At 43.4% G+C, this 15326-nt stretch carries 10 protein-coding genes and 1 riboswitch; of the genes, 2 read left to right on the forward strand and 8 right to left on the reverse strand.

What is annotated here, in order from left to right:
* From NQ505_RS25940 to NQ505_RS25975, 8 genes are all read right to left on the reverse strand, one after another.
* Entirely contained in the window at nt 1-591 is a 591-nt protein-coding gene (locus NQ505_RS25940; protein ID WP_032853523.1) for a cob(I)yrinic acid a,c-diamide adenosyltransferase, read from the reverse strand.
* Entirely contained in the window at nt 591-1913 is a 1323-nt protein-coding gene (locus NQ505_RS25945) for a cobyrinate a,c-diamide synthase (protein ID WP_008998854.1), read from the reverse strand. The genes NQ505_RS25940 and NQ505_RS25945 overlap by 1 nt, the downstream gene beginning before the upstream one ends.
* A complete protein-coding gene (locus NQ505_RS25950; protein ID WP_008998855.1) occupies nt 1910-3094 on the reverse strand; it encodes a bifunctional cobalt-precorrin-7 (C(5))-methyltransferase/cobalt-precorrin-6B (C(15))-methyltransferase in 1185 nt (394 codons plus the stop codon). The genes NQ505_RS25945 and NQ505_RS25950 overlap by 4 nt, the downstream gene beginning before the upstream one ends.
* A 27-nt stretch (nt 3095-3121) precedes the next feature.
* A complete protein-coding gene (cobJ, locus tag NQ505_RS25955; protein ID WP_008998856.1) occupies nt 3122-4528 on the reverse strand; it encodes a precorrin-3B C(17)-methyltransferase in 1407 nt (468 codons plus the stop codon).
* Nucleotides 4529-4745: 217 nt separating this feature from the next.
* On the reverse strand, nt 4746-5777 hold the full coding sequence (locus NQ505_RS25960) for a sirohydrochlorin cobaltochelatase (RefSeq protein ID WP_008998857.1): 1032 nt from the start codon (nt 5775-5777) through the stop codon (nt 4746-4748).
* A 27-nt stretch (nt 5778-5804) separates the two neighbouring features.
* Nucleotides 5805-7895 carry a TonB-dependent receptor plug domain-containing protein gene (locus NQ505_RS25965; protein WP_232292998.1) on the reverse strand — a complete coding sequence of 697 codons (2091 nt, stop codon included), beginning with the start codon at nt 7893-7895 and terminating at the stop codon, nt 5805-5807.
* A complete protein-coding gene (locus tag NQ505_RS25970; RefSeq protein ID WP_008998859.1) occupies nt 7892-8587 on the reverse strand; it encodes a precorrin-2 C(20)-methyltransferase in 696 nt (231 codons plus the stop codon). Before NQ505_RS25970 ends, NQ505_RS25965 begins: the two co-directional genes overlap by 4 nt.
* Nucleotides 8588-8612: 25 nt before the next feature.
* The gene (locus tag NQ505_RS25975) at nt 8613-10796 is read right to left on the reverse strand and encodes a TonB-dependent receptor (protein ID WP_008998860.1); all 2184 of its coding nucleotides are present in this window, start codon (nt 10794-10796) and stop codon (nt 8613-8615) included.
* A 56-nt stretch (nt 10797-10852) separates the two neighbouring features.
* Nucleotides 10853-11048, reverse strand: a riboswitch (cobalamin riboswitch).
* A 131-nt stretch (nt 11049-11179) separates the two neighbouring features.
* Here NQ505_RS25975 and cobM point away from each other — a divergent pair.
* Both cobM and cbiD read left to right on the forward strand, forming a co-directional pair.
* A complete protein-coding gene (cobM, locus tag NQ505_RS25980) occupies nt 11180-13009 on the forward strand; it encodes a precorrin-4 C(11)-methyltransferase (protein ID WP_008998861.1) in 1830 nt (609 codons plus the stop codon).
* Nucleotides 13006-14817: a cobalt-precorrin-5B (C(1))-methyltransferase CbiD gene (gene cbiD, locus NQ505_RS25985; protein ID WP_008998862.1), complete on the forward strand. Its 1812-nt coding sequence runs from the start codon at nt 13006-13008 to the stop codon at nt 14815-14817. Before cobM ends, cbiD begins: the two co-directional genes overlap by 4 nt.
* Nucleotides 14818-15326 lie beyond the last annotated feature (509 nt).

Here is a 15326-nt window from a genome sequence, read left to right on the forward strand (position 1 = left end):
CTATTTACTTTGGTCAGGGGTTGAAGCTTTACGCTTATAACCGAAAGCCTTCCATTTCTCTTCAGTCCAGTGCTGCCGATACATTTCATAACGTGCCATGACAAAGAACAAGTCAGATAATCGGTTGATGAATTCAAGCAGAGATTGCGGCACCGGGTCCTGCCGATGTAATGTGCAAAGCCTCCGTTCGGCACGCCTTGCTATAACACGCGCATGATGCAATTGTGCAGAAATTTGTGTACCACCCGGTAGTATAAAATAGCCATTATCTTCCATAGCGGCATTCATTGTATCCATTCTTTTTTCCAGAAGACCGGTCAGATCCGTACGCAAGGTATTCGGGTTTTCGCCCCTTTTAACGGATGGAGTAGCCACATGGCTCATACATGACATCAGTTCCATCTGTATTTCATACAGCCATTCGTGCCATTCATCCTGTTCAGGAAGAAGTGAGCGGACTATTCCTATCACCGTATTCAGTTCGTCAATCGTACCATTAGCCTCAATCCTGATATCATCTTTTTCGACACGCTCACCACCAAAGATTCCGGTAGTTCCATTGTCTCCCGTACGGGTATATATTCTTCTCATCATTCCCAAAGTTTCATTAAGTTCATTTCACCCCAATAGAGGTGTGTATAGCCTGCAATCAGATTCTTATATCGATAAAGCGGAGTGGAAACAGGATTTCCTTTTGCATCTGTCACCTCCGCAATGGATGGAAGTTCTTTTTCAATGGAAGAGTAATGAAATTCATGTCCTTTCCATACCTGCTCTCCTATCCGGAGGGTTCGATAACCAAGCCTTAATTTCATATTTTCCATAGTAGCCCTCTGATGCAGTAATCCGACCATGGCATATTGTTTTCCATCCATTCCCCGGATACTGTCACAAAGATACATCATCCCACCACATTCGGCAAGCAAACGGCCTCCGCTTTCCACATACATTTTTAATTGTTGCTTGATGGCTATGTTACTTTCCAGCTCTTTCAGGAAAAATTCAGGGTAACCACCCGGCAAATAAACTAAATCACAATCGGGCAGATGTTCATCGCTCATGGGACTGAAAAAGGTAACTGTCCCTAATTCTTTCAGACGAGCCAAGTTCTCCCGGTACATGAAATTAAATGCAGCATCCTGTGCTACTGCTATCTTCCATTTTTTTTCAGAAAGAATGTCTTTGGAGATTTCTGTCGATGGAATCGAGATATGTGCATTATAATCAACCAATGGTACACTACATACTTCAAGAATCCGGTCAACCGCCACATGCTCTTCAATCGCCTGCGCCACCACAGAAGCGAATTTATCAAACTGATAGGAAGCATCCAACGTCAATCCCAAATGACGGGAGGGTACTTCCAGTTCTTTCAATCGGGGAAGAAAGCCGAAACATTCTACGCCTACATCTTCACAGGCTTTCTGTAAAAAAGAGTAATGGCGTTCGGAAGCTACCTGATTGAATACCACACCGGCAAGTCGCACCGACGGATTGAAATATTTAAAGCCATATAGAATCGGAGCTACTGTATAAGACGTTGATTTGGCATTGATTACAAGAACAACAGGGATATTCAATAAGGCGGCAATAGCCGCACTGCTTCCCTCCATTCCATCGAAACCGTCGAAAAGTCCCATCACTCCCTCGGTCACACATACATCCATTGCAGCCGCATATTTTGCATACGTCTCCTTTACATGTTTTTGAGAAGAGAGCCAGAGATCGAGATTGACGGAAGCATTACCTGCTGCCATCTCATGATACTTCGTATCAATATAATCAGGGCCACATTTATAAGGCTGCACATTCAGTCCTCTATCACGAAACAGTCTTAACAACCCTGTTGTAAAGGTTGTTTTTCCACCTCCCGAAGAAGCGGCTCCAATTAAGAAATGACTGGTCTGTTTCATCGTTTTATAGCTTTCAGTGTATCAATGGGATTATGCTCGTCTACTGTCAGTCGGATCACTTGTTCAAGTTTCAATCCATTATCGTCTATTGCTTTCTCAAATTGATTCCTACTGTCTTCGGATACAGAATTAAACACCAGCGTCCCACCAACAGGCAATAAAGGAGCTATTTTCTTTATCATTTCTCCCAACTTGCCACCATGACCTCCAATAAAGACAGCATCAGGCATGGGAAATTTCTCTAACGGCATATCCAGAAAATCTCCAATCACCGTCGTTATTCCCGGACAACCAAACCGACGACTATTCGTTTCCATCAATTGCCGCCCCGCCTCTCTTTTTTCAAAAGCAACAATATCGAGATGAGGAAATTGCAACTTCGCCTCAATGGAAACAGAACCGGTACAAAAACCCACGTCCCACATCACCGATCTGTTTCTCAAATCGAGCAGACTCAATGACAGCAGACGAACAGGCATCTTGGTTATCATATTCGCCCGCCCGTCCAGCAATTCAAACTGCTCTTCCGGAATTCCGAACGGCCGTTCACGAACAGTTATACGCTTTAAAATCACACAATTCGGCATCCTGAAATGCCTTTCCATCGCTTCCTCCACACTATATTCTGCCACTGTTTCCTCTTCATTCCCCAACTGCTCACCCACAATCATCCGGTAGTTGGCATATCCGTACGCTTGCATCCGGGCAGCTATGGAAGCAGGTGTTTTTTCTCTGTCAGTAAGCGAACCAATCAATGTCTCTCCGGAAATAAGAGCCTCATCCAAGGCTTTCCACGGTCTGCCAGTCAGAGAAATCGTCCGCATATCATGATAAGGCAACAAAGCTTTGTGTGCTAAAAGCTGCAAGGAATTGAAAGACGGATAGACTTTAACAACAGCCTCGGGCAGTTTACGCATCACCGTATTGGCAAAACCAAAAAACAAAGGATCACCGGAAGCAAAAACTACTATTTCCTGATAATCGGCATAACACTCGAACACAGCGTCAAGAGGCACAGTTATATCTATCCAAACCGATGATTCCGGTAACATGGCAGCCATAATTTCATGGTGTCTCTTTCCACCCGAAAAGACATGAGAACGGGCAATCAAAACCTGAACCTCCTTACTGAAAGAGAGTTCGCGACTATCTGTTATTCCTATGATATGAAATTCCTGCATTCTGTCATATAAAATGTCTATACTCTTCTATACATCTCTGCCGGGGCGCAGTGTCCGGGCATCATCAAAACATAAAATCGCATTCACCAATGTAGCGGCAAGATTACTCCCTCCCCGTCTGCCCTGAACAATAATCTTCGGTACTTCCGTGAATGTCTTTATCATGTATTTCGACTCTTTCACATGCACGAATCCTACGGGAGCGGCAATAACCCCGGACGGGTGTGCTTTTCCTTTTCGAATCAGATCGCACAGTTCTATTAATGCCGTAGGTGCATTGCCAAATACAAAAAGAGCATCCGGATGTTCTTCTACAGCCAGGCGAATAGCTTCCTGTGAACGGGTAGTTCCCCGTTTCTTCGACTGTTCCACTGCACGTTCGTCGGAGAGAAAACATTTCACTTCCACCCCTAAACGCTGTAAAGCACCTTTCCGTATGCCGGCAGCCACCATCGTGACATCTGTGATAATCGTCTTAATCCGTCCGGAAGCAATCTGTTCATACAAGTTCTTTACAACCTCCTTATCCGTATATACCAGCTTCTCCATTTCAAAATCCGCTGTGGTATGTATGGCATGAAATAAAGCCCATTTACGGTCAAGGTCAATTTCTTTATTCTGCATCTCTTCCTCTATCTTCCGGAAAGAGTTCATCATAATCTCCTGTCCTTTTCCGACTTCACCCTTTTCCTGTTCGCGATAATATCCGCGAGGAGTTACCATCCGGTTCTGAAATTGATAGGTTTGTGAATTGCCAATCAGTACTACTGTAAACATATCCACTTCTTCCGGATCGAAATCCTGCAAGGTGGTCACTACCACCGTTTCTTCTTCCCGGCCTGCCTGACGGACATAACCTACGGGCGTCTCCGGTGAACGGGATTGCTGAAAAATTTCTTTCAGTCGATGAAGCTGCCAGTAACGTCCCTCACTCTTAGGGTTGTAAATGGCTGTTACAAAGTCGGCAGTAGCAGCGGCAGTGATTCTTTTTTCTATGATTTCCCAGGAAGTCATCAAGTCGGAGAGAGAGATAATGCAAAAATCATGACCGATGGGAGCACCCAGCAATGACGCAGCTTTCTGGAAAGCACTGATACCGGGCAGCACGAGGATCTCGACCTCACTCCCCCGTTCCCGTTTCATTTCATAAATCAACGGAGCCATCCCATAGATTCCCGCATCACCGGAACTGATGACACAAACAGTTTTTCCCTGTTCAGCATATTCAAAAGCCAATTCAGCACGGGCTTTCTCCCGCTTCATTCCGGTATCAACACATTCTGTTCCTTCTGCCAGCCATTGAGTAATAAACTGAAAATAATATTTATAACCAATCACCACATCTGATTCTTTCAGTGCACTAACAACAGCTGGAGTAATATCTTCCGGACTACCGGGACCGATACCTGCTACTATGATCTTATTTTCTTTCATACATCTTCAGGATTATACCTGAAACAAAGGTAAAGATAAAAACTTAAACAAGATAAAATGTAATCAGATAGTTCTGAATAAAAAATCACAGAATATCCTGACTATATAAAAAGCCAACTAAAATGATCCCATTTATTTATAGCAAATACGACCATTTTGGTTGGCTTTATTTTGTTTATTAGCAGTATGATTATTTCACACTCAACTAATCAACCAATTATTCTTCTTCCGCATCCGGATCATACATTGCATCATTATCAGCGATCTTCTTCTCAATATGGCTAACCCATACGCTTACAATCTTGGAATAATCACCTAATCCTTTGATATCACAGTTAGCCAACGGGCAAGTATATCCGGCTTTTGACAATTCATAGCGCCAACTTCCTTCTTCAGCCGTGGCACCAACACCACCCTTCATATCATTATTAGCATGATCGCCTGCAATAGACATCAACGGATGACAGATCACATTACCTGATTTCTTGTTAGCCTCCTGCATACGGGAAATCATATCGTCTATATAATTATCTTCCATATCTACAGTAGCCACAAAATAATTAGAATTAAGTTTCTGCAACTCTGCTTCCATCATCGTGTAGCGAGAGTTACCATTCCCGTAGTTATAATTTTCGGGATTTCCATGTCCCATGAAAGTCACGATATTATTCGACTCCACTTTACTTTTATAAGTTTCATGCAGAATCTTTGCTACATTGGTTACATCTTCCTCTGTTTCCAACAACGGACCACCCAAATATACTTTCACGTTGGCAAATTCCGGGTGCTCACCATCATTATGGAAATCTTTCACGACATTCTGTACCCGAAGGAATTCTTCGCCGGGAATAACATGAAGAGATTGCACACAAACCGTCTTATATCCTGCCAGACCAATAGCTTCCAAATAGAAAGAAGGTGCATAATAATTCCAACCTTTTGCCGCGCAGCGGGTCATACAAATCTCCGAAGTGAAAGAAAAATAAATATCCATGTTAGGGAACTTACTAGCAAACTGCGCTTTCATATTATTGAAAGTCGTTTGAGGTGCATCCCACGTACTACCAAAAGTCACTAGCAGCAAGGCTGTATCATGCTTTTTGTTGGCTTGTACTTCGGCAGTTACTGCTTCCATCTTCTTATCGTGGTTGGATTTTGCCACATCATCATCGTCGTCGGAGCAAGATGCTGCCGAAAGGGACATTACAGCTACTAAAGCCGTCATCATCATAAATCTAAACTGTTTCATGTCTTTAAAATTTTAAAGGGTTAAACATCATGTATTTTTTGTCTTTTTTTGTCCGAATTGTATCATCAACGAACCATAGAAAGTTCGTCCCGCTGTAGTTGTACCATAATTCAGGCTGTGATACGTTGTCTCATAATAATTGAAGATATTGTCGATTCCCGCATTCACCTCTGCATTCCATCGTTTACCCAATTTAAATTGGTGACGGGTATTCAGCCTCCAAAGATTATAAGCCTTGCCATTTCCATCATCCTGATAATAACGTTTACTCTGAATACGTCCATAAACTCCAATGCCAAGACGATAGTTACTCCGTCTCCATGCATGCGTCCAGATGGCACTCACAGTAGCACGATGATGAGCCATACCATCAATAATGACATGTTTCATCACTTGATCTTCTTCATCATATTGATTCGCTTCAGTATCCAGATAGCTATAACCTCCTGTTAGAGTCAGTGATTGGACCGGTGTCCATTGGGCATTCACATCCACCCCATAAGTACGGGCATCATCCATGTTCTGATACTGGCGTACACGGGCAGGATCATAGGTAACAACCAAATCACCCGGAGCCTGCGAAAGAGGAATAGTGACTAGAGTTATCATATTATCTACCCAGTTACAATATCCCGTGACATTGATACTGAAACGAGTTCCATTATATTCCAGTCCACCGGAAACATAACGGCTGGTCTGTGGATCCAACTCCGTATTTCCCAGATTCAATGAGATTATTGACATCTGACGGATATAACGGTAATGCAATTCTTTCAGTGTCGGTGTCTTGAATCCTTCCGAATAGGTAGCACGCAGATTAAAAGCTCCTAACTTATAAAGTGCCGATACTTTCGGAGTGATGCGCACACCAAAGTTCTGATTCACTGTCAATCTCCCTCCCGCTGTGATATTCAACCGTTCAATAGGCGTCCATTCATCCTGCGCATAGAAAGAGGTCGTATAATCGGATACCTGATCTTTTTCATCCAGTCGACGGGGAGCATCCAGCCAATTGATTTCCGTATCAGTACCCACACTCAAACGATTGAAGTATGGCAGATTGAATATACCTTTCAACTGCAATAACAAGCGGCTTTGATCGCTTTGCAATCCTTTATCACCGGGGAAATATGGAAAACTGATCTCCTTGCCACTATCATCATACTCCTTATCCCAAGTCTCGCGAGTATACATATAATAATAAGCATGACTATCATAGTTGACGTCCAGCATAATGCTATTGCTATTTTTCAGCTTCAACTTACCTCCTGTCGCAACAGAAGAGTTACGATAAAGGAAATCATAAGTCTTATAGTCAGGCACTCCGCAAGGACGATATATCCGTTTGCGATAAAAGCTACCGTCAGCATAAAGGCTCAAATCCTTTGTAGCCTGATAATCGAAACGCTGTGCCACTTGCCAGTCCGTGTAGCGATTTACAGTCTTATTGATAGAATTGGTTATAGGATATTCATAACGGTTCGGATCTTCATAAGTTGTATTCTGCCATCCGTCTGAATGCTTCAGTTGGAAATTAGTGGAAGAAGTAAATTTACCAACCTTGAACTGTACGGTATTCGACTGCCGGAATTCTCCATACGATCCGCCGCGACTTGTATTTTCTATCAAAATATTTTCGCGGTGTTTCTTTAATATTATATTCACCACTCCTGCAATAGCATCACTTCCGTAAAGTGCCGAAGCAGCTCCTTTCACGATTTCAATACGTTCAATACGAGCCGGATCGATCAAGCCCAGATTATTCTGTCCGCCTACATCACCATGCATCTTCTTGCCATCAACAAGGATTAATATATAACCATTGCCGAGTCCTCCCAACTGCATATTGGCTCCCATATCACCAGCACTAAAATCAAAAGAAGCACACAGTCCGCTCAAAATATCTTCCAAGGTAGCCCCTGCATAACTATCCAGCATTTTGCGGCTAATCACTTCCGTCTGCACAGGCGCATCTTTCAGATAGTGTTCCGTTCCCGTACCTGTCACCACTATTTCAGGAATCGAATCCTGCATGGCAACATTGCTCTGTGCACTTACCTCTGCGGATAAAGACAACAAAACAAGTCCTGCTAACCACATTTGTCTCATTCGTTTCATCTACCTTTTATTATCATTAAAGAGAAATAAGGAAATTTCCTTGCCAATATATCTTTCTTATCACACGTATAAAATTCCCCGTCCGCTCCGACATTCTCGAAATAATGACAGACAAGTCTTTCCTCCAAACTTATAAAATGCTTCACTTCCTCCTCACACTGCGATAGTTTCATCACTACCGCCACTTCACTACCGGAAGCAATCCGGCTGAACAGTTCTCCGTCCACTTTTCCCGGACACACCGTCAACCGTTCTTCCTGTTCCACAATGGAAAGACCGATGGAAGCCGCCGCTGCAATAAACGCCGGAACACCGGCAATCTGCTTGATAGGTATCCCCACTTTCTTGAGCTTTCCGACCAAATAACTGGTAGAAGAATAAAACCCTGCATCTCCTTCAGCCACTATCGCCACACATAAACCTTCCGAATACAAACTGACTATTTCTTCAAAAACCTTATCGTAAGCCTCATAAGCCATCTCACGCTTCTTACTCATCGGCAACGTATAGTGTCTGATAGATTCTTTCTTTATCTTCAATTCTTTCAGAAGAACAGAAGACCGGGAACGCGCATTTGTTTTCGGGCAAAAAATAGCATTTGCCCGACATAATGCAGCACCTCCTATCAAAGAGATAAGCCCCGCTTCACCCGGACCTAAAGAAACGATATATACCGGTTTCAAATCTTCCATCTTTCTTATCGATTATTTCTTATCCTTATTTTCTAAAACGAATCGTCAGGCTCGCATAGAAAGCTCTTCCCGGTGTAATGGCCGAATAAGGTTTCTTCGTATTCCAGGGACGATCGTCCACCCAGTCGAACAGGTTTTCAACACCCAAGCCGGCATTCAGAATGAAATATTTCAGATTGAATGTATGTCCTGTATTCAAATCCCAAAGCATAAAACCGGATGAATCATAGTCATACGTTTCGGAATACCTCTTTCCCTGTCCGCGACCTATCATATTGATGTTCAGTCCATACAATCCCCAGTTCTTAGACCATTGTGCATTTACGTTTCCTGCATACTTGACACTTTTGTCAATCGGTTTGTCGGTTACCAGATTTCTTGCATCCAACAGCGTATAACCGGCTCCCAGATTGAATCCAAGTCCCAGGTAAGCATTTGCATTTACATTCACCCCTTTGATTCTCACTTTATCGATGTTGTCACGCTGGCGCACTTCATCATAATCACCATATTGTGCAGCTTCTTCATCGCTCAAAGTACGGTAATTAATCATATCCGTCACATTATTGACAAAAGCCGTTGCTGATACGGAAAAACGGGAATGAGTATATTCCAGATTCAATGAGAAATTCTTGCTTTCTTCCGGTTTCAGTTCCAGATTTCCGATAGTATAGCGATTGGTAGTCTTTGCCAGATCCGTAGCATAAATTTCAGAAAGTGTAGGCGTGCGGAAACCTGTTGCAAAAGACAATCGGCCACGGAAACCACCCTCCCTATACATAATAGAAGCTGTCGGAGTGAAGTGATCTTCAAATGTTTCATTATAAATGTAACGCAATCCCACTACTGCTTGCAGAGATTCGGCAATCGTCCACTCATCCTGTGCATATAAAGCCATGGTGTAGAGCGTCTTATTAGAGATATTATCCGATTCACTTTCCAGCTTTTCATCCAGATATTCCAATCCGGCAGACAGTTTGTTCTTGCTGTTCACCTTGATGATACTCTCCACATTTCCCCGGTAAAAATATTGTTTCTTACGTGTTTCCTTATCTCCAATCTTAAAGTCACCGCTTTCCTGAATATAGTCATAAGCCGACTTGTAATTGTCCGAATAAAAATCGGCATCGATATATGCTTTCTTATTCACAATATACTTCATACCGAAACCATACGTATAATTCTCATGATACATATTATATTTATATTCCGTTACCGGACGGTCGTTCAGGAAATTATAGTACGAACCCTGTGCATACAGCGTTGTCTTATGATTCAGAGAATAAGAGAAACTCTGGTTGACCGTATTCGAATGATAACCGGTGAAAGCCTGTTTATCGGTAGGGTCCAGTTTCACTTCCCCTTTTTTATTCACCGTTTCGGTCATCGGATGAAGTTTCCATCCATCCGACTGTTGGCGTTGGTAAGAAGTATACGATGAAAGTTTGCCAACATTCAAATCCAGATTCACAGCTTCCGAAAAACGTCCGTGGTCACTCACCTTGGTAGTGCTCGATGCGTCAATCTTGTTTTTGCTGTCATCCGTGATGATATTAATAACTCCACCAATGGCGTCACTACCATACAGCGCAGATGCCGAACCGTTCAGTATTTCAATTCGTTTCACGTTTGCCATGTTGATGCGCATCAACGCATCATCGCCAATCAGTTTCCGACCGTTCACCAATACAAGGATATAATCGCTATTCAAGCCATTAAGCACCATTTCCGTTCCCATACCGCTGGTAGAGAAAGAAAAGTTAGAAGTGAGTTTGGTAAGAGCCTCCTCAAGATTCGTAACATTGGCCTCCTTGATATCTTTGGCAGTCAATACATTTACCGGGATGGGACTATCCACCATCCGGCGATGTGTTCCGGTTCCGGTCACTACCACCTGGTTTAAATTGTTATGACTTTCCGTCATGCGTATCACGACGTCATTTACACTCTTTGAAGTGGAATACCGTTGCGGTTCATAATTGAGATGTGATACTTGCAGGGTTTGTTTGCCATCAGGCAATCCCTTGATTATAAACTCTCCTTTTGCATTCGTAGTTCCCCCCTGCAGACTATGGTCCACCCGAATATTCGCTCCGACAACAGGCTCTCCGGTTTCAGAATTCAACACACGCCCCTTGATTGTAACCTGAGCGGACACAACACAACATACACCGACCAACATGGTGGTCAAAATAAGTTTTTTCAACATTTTGTGATTATGCTTAAATTTCTATAGTTTATGTTCTTAGCCCCGAGAACAAGTTAACTATTGTTTCTTCCTTAGGCAGGTTTCCTGACTTCATCCTGAAAGTTCGCCTTCCCGTGCATCCGGCACAGTGGCAGTAGTAAAACTTTCAATAGATGGATGTTACAGTAGCGGGCACTGCTCCGGATTCACACCGGATTCCCTTTTATGTTCAATCGGACGATTGAAAACATCACCTAAAGTGCCGCAAAATTACTACATTTAATTTGTATCTCATAACATATCTAAAAATATTTTTAGTAACACGAAATTTACACTACCTCTCAAGGAAAGAAACTGATTATTATTGTATTTTTGCAACATTACCCCAATTAATTATTTTCAGGATGGAAAAGAGCGTTCAGACAGCAATCATTTTAATCTCCGAGTCAAGTCTGCCCATAGCCAGGAATATAAGCAGAGAGTTAGCAGAATCCGCCATATACCTCAAAGGAGAAGCAGAGGGATGCGAAACAATCACCTCGTACAGCGGGTTTATGAAAGAACATTTTTCCGATTTTAAAGCAATCGTTTTTATCGGTGCACTCGGCATCTGTGTGAGAAGTATTGCTTCCTGCATCCGGAACAAATATGCCGATCCGGCAGTGATTAACGTTGACAGTACCGGACGTTTCGTTATCTCCGTACTGTCCGGACACATCGGAGGCGGCAATGAACTGACACGAATCGTTGCGGGAATCACCGGAGGGGAAGCCATCGTCACCACCCAAAGTGATAATCAACAGTTGTGGGCGCTGGATACGTTTACCTCCCGTTACGGATGGAAAACTTCGGCAACACCGGCTTCCATGAATCAGGCTATTTTTCAGTTTGTGAATAAACACAAGACAGCCCTGCTTCTCAGCGTCAAAGATAAAGGAACGGACGAACTTGAACAGAGCTGTCCGGAACATACAGATATCTATTATAGATTGGAAGAAATACCGCTGGCGGAATACCAATTACTTATCACTGTTGGTCCGTGGGAATATGACGCTCCTATCCCGACACTGCAGTTCTATCCGCCCGTGCTTCATATCGGGGTAGGCTGCAAAAAAGAATGTTCTCCACAAGGAGTCTGCATTTATATGAAAGATGAATTATTGCGACACCATCTTTCTCCACTTGCAGTGAAAAGCATTTCAACGATTGAACTGAAAAAAGACGAACCGTTGATTGCAGAATTACATACGCAGTTCTCAAACAGTGAACTACATATTTATAAAGCCGAAGAACTGGCAGATATCAGCGTTCCGAATCCCTCCGAAAAAGTGAAGGAAGTGACAGGCGTTGATGGGGTGGCCGAAAGTTCTGCTATCCGTGCCTCCGATTACGGCAGATTGTTGATGGAAAAGCAAAAAGGAATACTATCCGAAGGGAATAATTTCACCTTTGCCGTAGCACTTTCTGCTGATAGTGACCGCAACAACGGGCATATCGAGATTGTGGGGGCCGGTCCGGGCGACCCGGAATTGATTTCTGTAAGAGGCAAGAGAATGCTGGAAAAGGCAGACCTCATTCTTTATGCCGGCAGTCTGGTGCCACGCGAACTGACGTATTACGCCAAACCGGGCGCTACAGTCAGAAGCTCGGCAGACATGACATTGGAGGAACAATTCACCCTCATGAAGTCTTTCTATGACAAGGGATTGTTTGTGGTACGTCTCCACACAGGTGACCCGTGTATTTACGGAGCTATTGCCGAACAAATGGCATTCTTCGACCAATACGGAATGAGGTATCACATCACTCCCGGCATTTCTTCTTTTCAGGCCGCAGCAGCAGCCCTCAAATCACAGTTCACCATTCCTGAAGAAGTGCAAAGCATTATCCTCACACGTGGAGAGGGTCGGACACCGATGCCCGAGAAAGAAAAACTTCATTTGCTGGCACGCTCGCAAAGCACGATGTGTATCTATCTAAGTGCTGCTATTGTGGAGCAGGTACAGGAAGAACTCTTGCAAGCCTACTCTCCCGAAACGCCCGTAGCTGCCTGCTACAAACTCACTTGGAAAGAAGAAAAGATATATCGCGGCAAGCTGAAAGATCTTGCTCAAATTGTCCGTGACAACCATCTGACTCTTACTACCCTGCTTGTAGTCGGTAATGCCATCGACCACCGGGAGGGATTATCCAGACTATATGCTGACGAATTCAAACATCTTTTCCGCCCATGATACTGATTTTCGGAGGAACGACGGAGGGACGCACTGCCGCTGAAACCCTCGACGAAGCAGGACAACCCTTTTATTATTCCACACGTGGCACCCTTCAGGAAGTCACGTGCAGAAATATGACGCGACTGACCGGCAACATGGATTCAGAAAAAATCATTTCTTTCTGCCGTGAACACGACATCCGATTAATAATAGATGCCGCTCATCCATTTGCGCAACAACTCCACCAGAATATCTTCCTCGCGGCAAAAGAATTAACGATCAAGGTAGTGCGCCTGGAGCGTATCTATCCGGAATTATCGGAGGAAATCATTTGGTGTGATGACTTCGAAGGCGCCGTCGCCCGTATGAAACAGGACGGTATAGAGAAACTACTGGCTCTTACCGGCACTCAAACTATTACCAAGCTACAAGGTTTCTGGAAAGAGCATGACTGTATCTTTCGGGTTCTGGAACGGTCGGAATCCGTAGATATTGCCATAAAGGCAGGATTCCCCAAAGAAAAACTGATTTTCTATCAACCCGAAGAAGATGAATCACTCCTTTTTAAGCAACTTTCCCCGCAAGCGATTATCACAAAAGAAAGCGGCAGTTCGGGAGGCTTCATCGAAAAAATAGAAGCTGCTCTGAAAAACGGAATCAAAATTTATGTGGTCCGCCGTCCTCCCCTGCCCGAGGGCTTTATTACAGTAAATGGGAAATACGGATTGAGACGGGCTGTTGAACTAAATGTACCGGGATTTTATGCCCTAAGAAGTGGATTCACTACCGGAACCTGCGCAACAGCCGCAGCCAAAGCCGCTTTACTTGCATTGACAGAAGAATGTTTTGAAGAAAAAACGGAAGTGACATTACCGGATGGAGAAAGGGTCGTCCTACCTATATATAAGGTAGAAAAAACGGATGAGAATACCGCCACTGCCAGTGTCATCAAAGATGCCGGAGATGACCCGGACGTTACCCACGGACATCAGATTGTAGCCACTGTATCTTTTTCCGATTCTCCCGGCATACATTTCCTGCAAGGAAAAGGGGTGGGAAAAGTCACACTTCCCGGATTGGGATTAGCCGTCGGTGAACCTGCCATTAATTCGACTCCCCGGAAAATGATCGTCAATGAACTATCCTTGCTTTATGGAGGAGGGCTGGACGTAACTATCAGCGTTCCCGAAGGAGAAACACTGGCTCTGAAAACATTCAACCCGAAATTGGGAATTATTGGAGGGATCTCCATTATCGGAACTTCGGGTATTGTGAAACCTTTTTCTTCGGAAGCATTCGTCGATGCCATACGCAAGGAAGTGGAAGTGGCCTATGCAGTTAATGCGGAACGATTGGTTATCAATTCCGGAGCCAAAAGTGAGAAATTTGTCCGGAGCCTCTATCCGAATCTCCCTCCACAGGCTTTTGTGCATTACGGGAACTTTATCGGAGAGACATTAAAAATAGCAGCAGAGACTGGTTTTCAAAAGGTAAGCATGGGGATTATGATAGGAAAAGCGGTAAAACTGGCAGAAGGACACTTGGATACTCACAGCAAGAAAGTGGTAATGAACAAAGACTTTTTAAAAGAAATAGCTATTCAGTGCAGCTGTTCAGATGAGACTTTAGCATTGATCGAACAAATGACGCTTGCCCGCGAACTATGGGGAATACCAAACAAGAAAGATAAAGAAATTTTGTTCAACAAGTTGGTGCAACTATGTCATATACACTGTACACCACTTTTTCCCAAAGGAGAGCTCGCCATTTTATTAATCAATGAGACTGGGGAGATTTCATATCAATTTCACTCTACCCTATTCTAAATCTATTATTGGCAGGTTTATTTCTATGCGGTTTTGAAATAAGTCAAGTCATAAAAAATAAGCTGAAACATAATCCCAGCGAGCATTTACTAGAGAATTAAAAAGTGAAAATCTGCTGTCATCTGTCACATCTTTGTATTTAAACTTCTGACAATGAATGAGTAGTGGTGTGACGGCAGCATGTGACAGCACAGTGACAGTACTTTTGCTGTCACATGTTCTCCCACGATTCTTTCTTCTCTTCCTTTTCTCTTTCCTGAAAATCACAACCTGTATAGCTTCATATTTTTTAGTCATAGGAAAACATTCGTTTCATACCTTCAAACCATTGGTTTCATGGGATGGAACTTTAGTTTCATAAGCTTGAAACTAAAGTTCCAATTGCTTGAAACCATTAGTTTCAAGGCTGGAAACTCTAGTTTCTCTTAGTTGAAACTTTAGTTTCAAACAAAGGAAACTTGCTTGGAACTTGCTTCTAAAAGAAGGAGTGAGAAGAGGTGACAGCAAAA

Source organism: Bacteroides sp. D2, from assembly GCF_025147085.1.
Classification (GTDB): Bacteria; Bacteroidota; Bacteroidia; order Bacteroidales; family Bacteroidaceae; genus Bacteroides.

Coding starts and splice junctions, on each gene's coding strand:
- NQ505_RS25940 (WP_032853523.1), bottom strand. CDS start 591: ATGAGAAGAATATATACCCGTACGGGAGACAATGGAACTACCGGAATC.
- NQ505_RS25945 (WP_008998854.1), bottom strand. CDS start 1,913: ATGAAACAGACCAGTCATTTCTTAATTGGAGCCGCTTCTTCGGGAGGT.
- NQ505_RS25950 (WP_008998855.1), bottom strand. CDS start 3,094: ATGCAGGAATTTCATATCATAGGAATAACAGATAGTCGCGAACTCTCT.
- cobJ (WP_008998856.1), bottom strand. CDS start 4,528: ATGAAAGAAAATAAGATCATAGTAGCAGGTATCGGTCCCGGTAGTCCG.
- NQ505_RS25960 (WP_008998857.1), bottom strand. CDS start 5,777: ATGAAACAGTTTAGATTTATGATGATGACGGCTTTAGTAGCTGTAATG.
- NQ505_RS25965 (WP_232292998.1), bottom strand. CDS start 7,895: ATGAAACGAATGAGACAAATGTGGTTAGCAGGACTTGTTTTGTTGTCT.
- NQ505_RS25970 (WP_008998859.1), bottom strand. CDS start 8,587: ATGGAAGATTTGAAACCGGTATATATCGTTTCTTTAGGTCCGGGTGAA.
- NQ505_RS25975 (WP_008998860.1), bottom strand. CDS start 10,796: ATGTTGAAAAAACTTATTTTGACCACCATGTTGGTCGGTGTATGTTGT.
- cobM (WP_008998861.1), top strand. CDS start 11,180: ATGGAAAAGAGCGTTCAGACAGCAATCATTTTAATCTCCGAGTCAAGT.
- cbiD (WP_008998862.1), top strand. CDS start 13,006: ATGATACTGATTTTCGGAGGAACGACGGAGGGACGCACTGCCGCTGAA.